Genomic DNA, 11564 nt, shown 5'->3' on the forward strand with positions numbered 1-11564 from the left:
GCAGGTGGATGGTCCGCGGGTCGCGACAGGCCGTAGGCCAACGGGCCGCGGGTCTTCCGCCCCTGCCGGGGCGTGCGTCTTAGGAACCGGTCAGAATCGTGCGGAGGGTGATGTTCAGATGGTCGTCTATGGCTTTCTCGGCGGCGGCCTGATCCCCCGCGCGCAGGGCATCGACGATCGCGCCGTGCTCGTGCGTGACGGCCTGCCACCGCGACGGACCGATGCCGAGCGCGGCGATACCGACGCGCACCTGACGCTCGCGCAGCGCCGCATAGCTGCGCGAGAGCAGGGTGTTTCCCGCGGCATCCACGAGCGCCTGGTGGAATTGGCGGTCGAGCTCGATGCACGCCCGGGCCTGTTCGAACGAAAGGCGATCCAAGCCCTCGGTCACGGCCTCCTGCCGACGCATGATCTCGGCGAGCGCCTCGTGCGGAGACACGTGCTGCGACAGCGCCCGCTGCACCGCGAACCGTTCCATCAGGCCACGCATCTCCATCAGCTCAGCGGTCTCGCGCGGCGTCAGCGCCGCGACGCGCGCACCGCGCCGCGGTTCGAGGTCGACGAGCCCCTCCGAGGCCAGGATGAGCAGGGCTTCGCGCACCGGCGTGCGCGAGACGCCCACGGCGTCGGCGACATCCTGCTCATTGATGAAATCACCCTCGACCTCGGGGTCGGTCAACAGCACACGAAGGTGTCCGAGGGCACGGTCGCGGCCGGACCGCGGCTCAGCTGAAGGCATACATCAGGTATACAACACGGGGAGACCCGTCACGAAGGAGACACTCATGCGCATCGCCCTGGCCCAGGTCGTCGCCGGTTCCGATCCCGTCGAGAACCTCGACATCATCGCCCGCGAGACCGAGAGAGCGGCCGCCGACGGCGCCGACCTCGTCGTCTTTCCCGAGGCGGTGATGTGCCGATTCGCCGGCCCCGATCTCGCCGAACTCGCTCAACCGACCGACGGGGAGTGGGCCGGTGAGGTGCGCCGCATCGCCCGCGACGCGGGGGTCACCGTCGTCGTGGGGATGTTCACCCCGGCTGCGACCGCCGATCGCGTGCGCAACACCCTGCTGGTCACCGGCGGGGTCGAGGCGCGGTACGACAAGATCCACCTCTACGACGCGTTCGGATACCGAGAATCGGATGCCGTCGAACCCGGGGAGCACCCCGTCGTCTTCGATCTCGGCGACGTGCGCATCGGGGTGGCCACGTGCTACGACGTGCGCTTCCCCGAGCTGTTCCGCGCTCTCGCCGACGATGGCGCGCAGCTCGTGATCGTCTGCGCATCGTGGGGCTCGGGCCCCGGAAAGCGCGAGCACTGGGAACTGCTGACGCGCGCACGCGCCCTCGACACGACCAGCGTGGTGGTGGCGGTGGGCCAGGCCGACCCGCGCACGATCGGCCGCGACGACGGCGTCGGAGCACCGACCGGCATCGGCTACAGCGGTGTCATCGGAGCCGACGGCGCCGACGTCGTGCGTCTCGGCGACGCGCCCGACACCGTCGTCGTGGACCTCGCCGACGCGCTCGCCGCCGTTCCCGACACCCGGGCGAAGATCCCGGTCCTGGCCAACGGCCACCGCGTCTGACCCCCGTTCCTCCTACGGGGGTGAGGGCTCAGCCGCGGAACGTCAGCCGCGTGGTGGCGACGTCTTCGGCGAGCGAGCGGCTCACCCCCGTCACCGCGCCCAGGAACGCGTCGCGATGCAGGGACAACAGCGTCGTGTCGGTGAGGGCCGTGACGGTCGCGGAGCGCGGGGTGTCGTACAGCAGGGCGATCTCGCCGAAGAAGCTGCCCGCGTCCTGCGTGCGGAGCAGGCGCCCGTCCTGCGTCACCTCGACGCTGCCCGCCTCGATGACGAACAGCTCGTCGCCGTCGTCGCCCTGCGTGACGACCGCGGTTCCGGCCGGCACCTCGACGCGCACGAGCGAATGCGCCAGCGACTCCTGCGTCGCCGGCGTGAGCGAGGCGAACCACGGAATCCGCTGGAGCAGTCCCAGCGACTCCGGTGCCCGCAGGCGGCGGTCCATCTCCCGCATCCGCCGCAGGCTCAGCAGCGCCACAGCCGCCACGGGCACGGCGATCACGACGAGCGACCACCGCAGGCCCACGAGGTCGAGCAGTGGCACCATGGCGAGCGAGCCGAGGGCCTGCGTGGTGATGTAACAGGTGTCGAGGGCGCCGAACACTCGCGCCATCCGGTGCTCGGGCGTCATACGCTGCACGATGGTGTCGAGGTTGATGTCGACGACCGGGTTGGCCGCCCCCACGATCAGCAGCACCGCGATCACGATGCTCACGTGGGGCACGAGCGCGACGAGCAGCAACGGCACCGACCACAGCAGCACGCCGAGGGTCATGTCCCAGCCGAGCCGCTGCCGCGACGCGCGCGCGATCGCAACGAGCCCGCCGACGAGGGCGCCCACACCGAGAACGGCCTCGAGCAGCCCCACCCCCTCGGCGCCGGTGCCGACGATCTGCACAGCGATCACGACGAGCAGCACTTTGGCTGCACCGCCGAGGAAGGTCTGCGCGCACACCTGGCCGGTGACGACACGCAGATCACTGCTGCCGAACACCGTGCTGAAGCCCGCCGACAGCTCTCGCACGAAGCTCCCCGCCTCTTCATGTGCAGCGACGGCCACCGGATTGAGCCGCGAAGGGGGACGTATCAGCACGATGGCGACGACGGCGATCGTCAACGCCACGACGGTGACCCCGAAGACGACGGGCACGCTCGTGACGAAGAGCAGCAGACCGCCCAGGGCCGGTCCGATGAAGACGGCGAGACTCTCGAGGGTCCCGCTGGTGGCGTTCGCGGCGGCGAGCTCACGCGGATGCGCGGCGAGGGTCGGCATCCACGCGCGCTGCGCCGTGCGGAAGGGAGCCACGAGCACACCCGCCGCCCCCGCGAGGATGTACACCGGCCACGGACTGTCGACCTCGGCGACGAGGCAGACGGCGGCGGCGGCGATCACCGCGATCCGGATGCCGAGGGTGATCAGCAGCGTGGTCCGACGCGACAGACGGTCGCTCACCGCCGCGGCGAAGGGAGCGGTGATCGCGGCCGCGGCGAGACGGGCGGCCGTGAGGATCGCGACCGCCGTCGCTCCGCCCTCGCCGAAGGCCCACACCGTCACGGCTGTCGCGAAGGCGAGATCGCCGATCAGCGAGGTGAGCAGTGCGTACTGCATCCGTGCAAGGTTGCGGTTCGCGAATACCGACACGATCGACTCGCGGGTATCGCGGAGCACACCCAGGAGGCGGGCGGCGGGTCGGGCAGTCATCGCGTCACCTCGGCATCGGAGCCCGAGCGTCACCGCCGGGAAACTTTCCCGAATGCTATCGGCCGGCGGTCGCGTCCCTCACGCGGCCGGCGCTTCCGGCCCGGAGCACTCCCGCCCCTAGGCTGAGGGAGTTCGTTGACCGTCCGCTCGCAGAGGAGGCCGTGGGATGCGCTGTACGACGTGCCTCGAACCCGTGGCCGTCGGCGACCTGTTCTGCGCGCACTGCGGATCCTCCCTGGGCGAGTGCGGCGCCTGCGGGTCTCGACTGCCCGCCGGAGCACGCTTTTGCCCAGCTTGTGGGGCGAAAACCGCCGCGGAGGCCGCGGCCGCCGCCGATGGACCCGTTGCGCAACGCCGTGTCGCGTCCGTGCTGTTCTGCGACCTGGTCGGATTCACCACGTTGTCCGAGACACGCGACGCCGAAGACGTGCGGGAGCTTCTGAGCGAGTATTTCACCTCGGCCCGGACGATCATCGCTCGTTACGGTGGGACCGTAGAGAAGTTCATCGGTGACGCGGTGATGGCGGTCTGGGGTGTCCCCACCGCCCACGAGGACGACGCCGAGCGCGCCGTGCGTGCCGGTCTCAGCCTGACCGAGGCGGTCACGTTGCTCGGCGAGCGGGTGGACGTGCCCGGGCTTCGCGCGCGCGTCGGAATCACCACCGACGAGGTGGCCGTCACGGTCGGCGCGGTGGGCGAGGGAATGGTCGCCGGCGACCCCGTGAACACCGCCGCCCGGATACAGGCCCTCGCCCCTCCCGGGAACATCTGGTGCGACCGGACCACCGCCGACTTGATCGCGGCGACGATCGCGACGCGCGCGACGGGTCGCCACGCCCTGAAGGGACGCAAGGGCGGGATCGATCTGTTCGAGGTCGACGCGCCGCTGACCGGGGACGGCGGCGCCGCCCGTCGCAGCCTCGAGGTTCCCCTGGTCGGGCGGCGTCGCGACGTGGCGGTGCTGCGCGAGCTGCTCCACGCGGTCCAGGAGCAGCAGACCCCGCGCATCGCCGTCGTCAACGGACCGGCCGGGGTGGGCAAGTCACGCGTCCTGCGCGACATCGAGGACTATGTCGAAGGCCTCCCCTCCGATGTGCTGTGGCACCGCAGCCGGTGCCTCTCCTACGGAGACGGTGTCGCGTTCGCCGCCCTCACCTCGGCCGTCCGGGTGCGCATCGGCGCGACCGACGGGGACACTCCCGCCGAGGTGCACGACAAGCTGCGCGACGGGCTGCGCACGATCGTCGCCGACGACGGCGAGCGGCAGTGGATCCAGACGCACCTCCAACGGTTGCTCGGGGTCGGCCGACGCGGCGATGACGACGAGACCGACCTCGACGACGCCTTCGCCGCGTGGGCGCGGTGGTTCGAGCTGCTGTCGACGCATGGCCCCGATGCTCCGACGCCCATCGTGTGGATCATCGACGATGCGCATCACGCCGACGCAGGGCTCATGGCGTTCGTCGAACACCTCGTCAGCTCGGTGGCGTTTCCTGGGCTCGTGGTTCTGGTGGCGCGCCCCGAGCTGTTGGAGCGTTTTCCGCGGCTGGCGACCCATCAGCGCGCAACCGTCGTCAATCTCCCGTTGCTGACCGCCGCCGAGATCGAGCAGCTGCTCTCGCTGGTCGTCGAGGACCTTCCCGGAGAGGCGCGCGAAGCCTTGGTGCGCCGCGCCGAGGGCAACCCGCTCTTCGCCGTCGAGACGATCCGCGCCCTGCACGACCGTGCCTTGCTGGAGTCGAGCGGGGCCAAGTTTCCGCGGGCGCCGCTTCGCGTGAGCCACGGCGCCGACCTCGCGATCATCGAACGCATGAGCGCACCCGCCAGCCTGCAAGCGCTGATCGCGAGCAGACTCGATCTGCTCACGGCCGATCAGCGCCGGCTCGTCACGGCGGGGTCGGTGCTCGGGCAGGTCTTCACCCTGGCAGGTCTGCGCTCGCTCACCGGGTTCTCCGAGGCGCAGACGCAGCGCCTCGTCACCGAGCTCGCCGCCCGCGACGTCTTCGCCTGGGTCCGCGACCGTCTCTCCTCCGACGGCGGGCGCCTGTCCTTCCTGCAGCCGTCGGTGCGAGACGTCGCCTACGCGCAGCAGTCGCGTCGGGACCGCGCGGCGCTGCACCTCGCCGCCGTGGAACACCTGCGAGGTGTGAGCGACGCAAACGGAGAACTCGCGGCCGTCATCGCCCAGCACCTCCGCGATGCGCGGACGCTGCTTCCGCCCGACGACGCCCGGCGGGAATCGCTCACCGCGCAGCTGCTTTCGTGGTTGAGCGCCGCGCTTCAGGCTGCCGCCGACGTGGGCGGCGCCGACCAGGTGCTGGCCCTCGGCGCCGAGATCCTCGACCTCGGTTCCGATCCGGCGCTCGAGGTGTCGACCCGCCTCGCCATGGGCGAGGCTGCGATGGCGCAGTCGCGGTTTGCCGAGGTCGCCGACGTGCTCGGGCCGGTCATCACCGGCGCGAGCGATCCCGACGAGCGGGCTCGGGCGGCCGCGCTCGTCGCACGGGCGCACTCCCTCGACGGCGATACGGCACGTCAATGGCAGGTGCTCGAACCCTTCCTCAATGAGGAGAGCCTCGCACCGCTCCGGCCCGAGACGGCCGCGTCCATCGCGCTGCGGATGATGCTGTGGTTCGAGACGCACGCTGAGTGGACCGAGGCCCTGATCTGGCAGGACCGCATGGTGACGTTCGCCGAGCGCAGCGGTCAGCCCGCCGTCATGGCATCCGTCCTCAGCTACGTGGCACAGTCGAGCAGCTTGCGCGGCCACCGCGTGATCGCCCGTGAGCTGCGCCGACTCGCGGTCGACTACGCCCGCGATCATCACCTGACGGCGCAGCTGTCGTCGTGCCTGCTCGTCGCCCACGCGTTCGAACTCGAGGAAGACCTCGAGTCGGCGGTGCAGATCGGCCAGGAGGCGCTGACCGCGGCGATCGCGGCGGGACACGGGCCCACGAAGGAGCAGGCCGTCGCCAATCAGGCCCTGGCCCTGAGCACCCTCGCCCGGTGGGACGATCTCGACGCGCTCGTGGCGGCCCACCCGGTGATCGAGGACTGGATCGCCGAGATCACGATCCGCGTGCAGCGCGCACTGGCCGCCGATGCCCGAGGCGACCGGACCGCAGCGCTCGCCCTGCTCGACACTCCCCTGCGCGAGGACGCCGAGGGCCTCAGTCGCCTGTGGGTGCTCGCGCCCCGCGCCGTGCAGCTGTACCTGCAGGGTGACATCGATGCCGCCCTCGATCTCGCCGAGGAGCTGCTGTCCACCGCGTATCTGTATTGCCGGCTGGTCGACGAGTTCCCCCACCATCTCGGTATGGTCGGCCCCTGGTTCGTCGAGGCGGGCCAACGTGACCGCCTGCGCGATCTGATCCGCCCCGCGCTCGACGCGGAACCCGCCGAGCGCTCCCCCCTCCTGAACGCGTGCCTCACCCGCTTGTTCGAAACGGCGTGAGACGCGGGCGGGCGCCGCAGGGCGACGCCGCACCCGGGCCTCCCGCTCGCTACCGCGTCGCCCGCTCCAGCAACTCCAGCACGTGCACGTACGACTCCCCCGTCGCCTTCGTCATGCCGAGCTCGCACGTGCGGTTGCACGAGGCGTGCGCGTCGGCACCCCACCCCGCCACCTCGGCCGCCTCCGGGGCGGTCGCCGCTTCGGTCAGTTCCGGGTGCAGCATCCCCCGGTCCCCCGCGTAGGCGCAGCACCCCCACGCGTCGGGCACCCGCACCTCGGATGCGACGGCTTCCCCCACCGCCCGCAGCGCCGGGTCGATCCCCAGCTGCTTCGACGAGCACGTGGGGTGCAGCGCCAGCAGTTCGGCCACCGGCGTCGGCGCGAGACGCGGAAGAAGAACGGATGCCGCGAAGGCCACGGCATCCACGACCTCCACGCCCTCGTCGCGGAGGGTGGAGGCGAAGCCCTCCGTGCAGCTCGACGCGTCGCAGACGACCGGTAGGGCACCGTCGCGGGAGGCTTCACGCACCGCGGCGCGGACGCGCGCCGACATCGTCTCGTGCCCCTTCGCGTAGCCCTTCGACGACCAGGGCGTGCCGCAGCACAGCGCATCGATGCCGTCGGGTACCACCGCCGCGACACCCGCGCGCTCGAGCAGGCGCGTGAACGCCGCGGTCGCGCCGATGCCGTCGGCGGGGCCGAACATGCTGCCCACGCAGGCCGGGAGGAAGACCGCGATCGGCTCGACCCCCGAAGAACCGACGACGGACCCCAGCGCCTTTCGCGACGCCCCGCCTGCCGGCAGCTCCGCCGAGTACCGCGGCACGGTATCCGTTCCGAACACCGCGCGCGCGGCATCCGTCATCGTCCGCACCACCGGCACCGGCACCGCGGAGGCGACCGTCAGCGCGACGGCACCGGCCCGCGTGACCGCGCCCCATCCCGTCGCCGCCGCCGACCAGCCCGCGGCGAGCACCGGGTTGGCGTCCTCGCGGCGGAAGCGCTTCATGAGCGTCCCCGTGTTGATGAGCACCGGGCACGCCGTCTGGCACATGCCGTCGACCGCGCACGTCTGCACGCCGTCGTAGTCGTAGTCGTTCTCGAGCTCCGCGGCGATGGCACCGTCGCCGCGCTCCCGGGCGGCGACCGAGGCGCGCCGCACGACGATGCGCTGGCGCGGGGTGAGCGTCAGCGACCGGCTCGGGCACACCGGCTCGCAGTACCCGCACTCGACGCAGCGGTCGGCCTCGGGCTCGATCGACACGGGCGTCTTGAGATTCCGCATGTGCGCGGTCGGGTCGTCGTCGATGATCACGCCCGGATTCAGGATGCCGCTCGGGTCGAGCAGACGCTTGAGCTCGACCATCACGTCGTACAGCTCGTCGCCGTACTGTCGGCGCACGTACGGGGCCATGGTGCGGCCCGTACCGTGCTCGGCCTTGAGATTGCCGCCGGCGTCGAGCACGAGGTCGACCATCGCGTCGGTGAAGCCCTCGAATCGGCCGAGCGCTTTGGCCCCCTCGAACCGGTCGGTGAGCATGAAGTGGATGTTGCCGTCCTTGGCGTGGCCGAAGATGACGCTGTCGTCGTAGCCGAAACGCGCGAAGAGTTCTTGCAGCCCCTCGCAGGTGTCGGCGAGGCGCTCGACCGGCACGACCACGTCTTCGAGCAGCGCGGTGGTGCCGCTCGGTCGTGCGCCGGCGACCGAGGCGTAGAGGCCTTTGCGGAAGGTCCAGGCCGCGGCGCGCTGCACCGGGTCGCTCGAGAAGGCCGCGGGGTCGAGCAGCGCCTGCTCCCCGAGCACGCGCGCGCCGGCGGCCGCGAGCTCCCGCAGCCGGGACGCGTCGTCCGCGTGATACTCCACGAGCAGCGCCGCCTGCGTCGTGGCCTCGAATCCGTGGATCGCGGCGGGCGTACCGGCCAGACGCTGGCCGACGCGGAGGGACGTGGCATCCATCAGCTCTAGCGTCGCCGCGCCCGTCGCCACCAGCGCCGGAAGCGATCGGGTCGCCGCGTCGAGCGTGGGGAACACCGCGAGAGTGGTGGCGATCGCGGGGCGGATCGGCACCGTGCGGAACGTCGCCTCGGCGACGAACGCGAGGGTCCCCTCCGAGCCGACGACGAGGTGCGCCAGCAGGGCCGCCGGGGTGTCGAAGTCGAGGAAGGCGTTGAGTGCGTATCCCATCGTGTTCTTCATCGCGAACTGCCGCTCGATGAGAGCGACGCTCGCGGCGTCGGCCACGACGCGGGAGCGCAGACGCATGAGCCCTTCGACGAGGGCGGGTTCGCGGTCGCGCAGCAGCGCGTCGGCGTCGGGCGCCGCGGTGTCGACGACGGTTCCGGATGCCAGCACCAGCACGAGTCCGTCGAGGGTGCGGTACGAGTTCTCCACCGTCCCGCACGCCATCCCGCTGGAGTTGTTGGCAACGACGCCGCCGATCGTGCACGCGGCCTCGCTCGCCGGATCGGGGCCGAGGCGATGGCCGTGCCGCGCGAGCCGTGCATTGACCTGACGCACCGTGGCGCCGGGCTGCGACCGCACGCGGCGGCCGCCGTCGAGCACGTCGATACGGCCGAACCCCTGCCGCACGTCGACGAGCAGCCCCGCGCCCGAGGACTGGCCCGACAGGCTCGTGCCGCCCGAGCGGAACGTCACCGGGGTCCGCGAACCCGTGGCTGCGCGCAGGATCGCGCCGACCTCGGCCGCGTCGGCGGCGACGACCACGGCCTCGGGGGTCAGCAGGTAGTGCGAGGCGTCGTTGGCGTAGGCGACGCGGTCGATCGCGCGCGTGCGGATGCGCGAGACGTCGGCGACGGCCGCGGTGACCTCGGGGGTGACGGTGCTCATGCGGTCGCTCCGGCGGTGGACGTGCCCGCGGAGGCCGAAAGTTCCCCCTCCGGAGTGAGCACACGCGCGAGATCCGGCTCGGTCTCGACGAGGGCCCGGATGCCGAGCGGCGGCCCCGCGACGACGGTCGAGGCGTGCGCGACCGCGTGCGCCCCCCACTCCGCGGCGCTCGCGGCCGCGACAGCGAGCGGGTCGGCACCCGCGGCGGACGCCGCCGGTGCACGCGTGAGGCCGAGCAGGAAGCCCGCGAGGGCGGCGTCGCCCGCACCGGCGGTGTTGGCGACGTAGGGGGCGTCGGCGCGCGCGAACACCGCGCGGTCCGCGGTCACGGCGAGCAGGCCATCGGCGCCCATGCTCGCGAGCACCGTCACCACACCACGCGCGACGATCTCTCGCGCCGCCATCACGACGTCGCCGAGGGTCGCGAGCGGACGCCCCACCGCCGCGGCGAGTTCGTCGACGTTCGGCGTGAGCAGGTCGATGCCGGCCGGGTCGGCCAGGAGCGCGTCGAGGGCCGCACCGCTCGTGTCGACGGCGACCCGGGCGCCGAGTTCGCGCGCGACCGCCCGCACGACCCCGAGGTCGACGAGTGAACCCGTCCCCGCGAGCTCTGGCACGCTCCCCGAGATCACGAGCCACGGCTCGGTGCGCGCCGCCAGTTCCGCGCGGAGCGTCTCGATCGTGGCCTCCCACGCCTCGGGCGACAGGGGCGGGGTGGGGGCATTGACCTTCGTCGTGGCCCCCTCGGCATCGATGACCGAGGTGTTCACGCGCGTCGCGCCCGGCACCTCGACGATCCGCAGCAGAGGAGCCGTGAGCCCGCATCGGGCGAAGCGCACGTCGTCGGCGCCGAGCACGACCACGGCAGCGGTGTCCGCTCCCCCGGCGGCGAGGGCGGCCGAGACGTTGACGCCTTTCCCACTCACCTCGCGCGTGTAGCTCTCGGCGCGGGTGAAGGTCCCTCGGCGTAGGGCGGTGACGCGATACGTGGCGTCGATCGCCCCGGCGGCGGTGAGCGTGACGATGCCGGTCATGCGTCCACCCCGGTCGCGACGTTCCGGGTGATCACGTTCCCCGTGATGACGTTCCCCGTGATGACGTCGAGGAAGCGATGCACCTCCTCGGCGACCGCCGCCCGTCCCGGAGCGAGCCAGCGGCGGGGGTCGATGGCATCCGGGTCCCGCTCCAGCTCGTCGCGGACGGCCGCGGTCAGCACCGCATTGAGGTGCGTGCCGATGTTGATCTTGCGCATGCCGGCGCGCACGGCCCCGTCGATGCCCGCGTCGGCGACCCCACTCGATCCGTGCAGCACGAGAGGCACGGGCAGGGCTGCGGCGAGCTCGGCGATGAGCTGCTCGTCGAGCCGCGCGCTGCGCTCGCGCATGGCGTGCTCGCTGCCGACCGCCACGGCGAGGGCATCGACGCCGGTGGCGGCGACGAAGTCGACGGCCTCGGCGACATCGGTGCGCACCCCCGGAGCGTGCGCGCCCTTGCCGCCGATCTCGCCGAGCTCGGCCTCGACCCAGGCGCCGACGGCGTGCACGCGGGCCGCGACGGCGGCGGTGCGCTCGAGATTCTCGGCATCCGTGAGGTGGGCGGCGTCGAACATGACGGAGCGGATGCCGACAGCCAACGCCTCGTCGACGAGCGGCTCGTCAGTGGCATGGTCGAGGTGCACCACGACGTCGACGCGGGCGCTCTCGGCCAGGCGCAGGGCCGCGGAGGCGGCCGGGGCCAGCCCGCCGTGGAACGCGATGGCGTTCTGCGACAGCTGCAGGATCACGCCCGTCCGCGCGGCCTCGGCCCCGGCGACGATCGCCTCGGCGACCTCGAGGGTGATGAAGTTGAAGGCCCCGACCGCGCGGTGCGCGGCGAGCAGTTCGGGCATATCGGCCAGCGGCACGGCGGCGTCTCTCTCGTTGGAGGTGGTACGAGCCCGGTGGCTGAGCTCGGTCGTTGCGGGAGCCGGGTGGC

At 72.1% G+C, this 11564-nt stretch carries 7 protein-coding genes; 2 read left to right on the top strand and 5 right to left on the bottom strand.

Annotation, left to right across the window (positions count from 1 at the left end; translation table 11 throughout):
- Positions 1-79: 79 nt before the first annotated feature.
- Positions 80-739, bottom strand: a complete 660-nt coding sequence (locus P2P98_RS11130) for a GntR family transcriptional regulator (RefSeq protein ID WP_275799788.1) — start codon at positions 737-739, stop codon at positions 80-82.
- Between the two features lie 46 nt (positions 740-785).
- Between P2P98_RS11130 and P2P98_RS11135 the strand changes: the two genes are divergently transcribed.
- On the top strand, positions 786-1589 hold the full coding sequence (locus P2P98_RS11135; protein WP_275799789.1) for a carbon-nitrogen hydrolase family protein: 804 nt from the start codon (positions 786-788) through the stop codon (positions 1587-1589).
- A 28-nt stretch (positions 1590-1617) separates the two neighbouring features.
- On the opposite strand, the gene P2P98_RS11140 is transcribed toward P2P98_RS11135, so the two are convergent.
- Positions 1618-3288, bottom strand: a complete 1671-nt coding sequence (locus P2P98_RS11140) for an MFS transporter (RefSeq protein ID WP_275799790.1) — start codon at positions 3286-3288, stop codon at positions 1618-1620.
- Positions 3289-3454: 166 nt separating this feature from the next.
- On the opposite strand from P2P98_RS11140, the gene P2P98_RS11145 reads away from it, so the two are divergent.
- On the top strand, positions 3455-6742 hold the full coding sequence (locus P2P98_RS11145; RefSeq protein ID WP_275799791.1) for an adenylate/guanylate cyclase domain-containing protein: 3288 nt from the start codon (positions 3455-3457) through the stop codon (positions 6740-6742).
- A 49-nt stretch (positions 6743-6791) separates the two neighbouring features.
- On the opposite strand, the gene P2P98_RS11150 is transcribed toward P2P98_RS11145, so the two are convergent.
- The 3 genes from P2P98_RS11150 to P2P98_RS11160 are packed head-to-tail and all read right to left on the bottom strand — an operon-like array spanning position 6792 to position 11478.
- Positions 6792-9590 carry an FAD-binding and (Fe-S)-binding domain-containing protein gene (locus tag P2P98_RS11150; protein ID WP_275799793.1) on the bottom strand — a complete coding sequence of 933 codons (2799 nt, stop codon included), beginning with the start codon at positions 9588-9590 and terminating at the stop codon, positions 6792-6794.
- Positions 9587-10624, bottom strand: coding sequence for a PfkB family carbohydrate kinase (locus P2P98_RS11155; RefSeq protein WP_275799795.1), 1038 nt, complete (start codon positions 10622-10624; stop codon positions 9587-9589). Before P2P98_RS11155 ends, P2P98_RS11150 begins: the two co-directional genes overlap by 4 nt.
- Positions 10621-11478 (bottom strand): class II fructose-bisphosphate aldolase, encoded by an 858-nt coding sequence (locus P2P98_RS11160; protein ID WP_275799797.1) that lies wholly within the window; start codon positions 11476-11478, stop codon positions 10621-10623. The genes P2P98_RS11155 and P2P98_RS11160 overlap by 4 nt, the downstream gene beginning before the upstream one ends.
- Positions 11479-11564: the final 86 nt, after the last annotated feature.

Origin of the sequence: Microbacterium sp. Kw_RZR3, from assembly GCF_029222405.1 — a bacterium.
Lineage (GTDB): Bacteria > Actinomycetota > Actinomycetes > Actinomycetales > Microbacteriaceae > Microbacterium.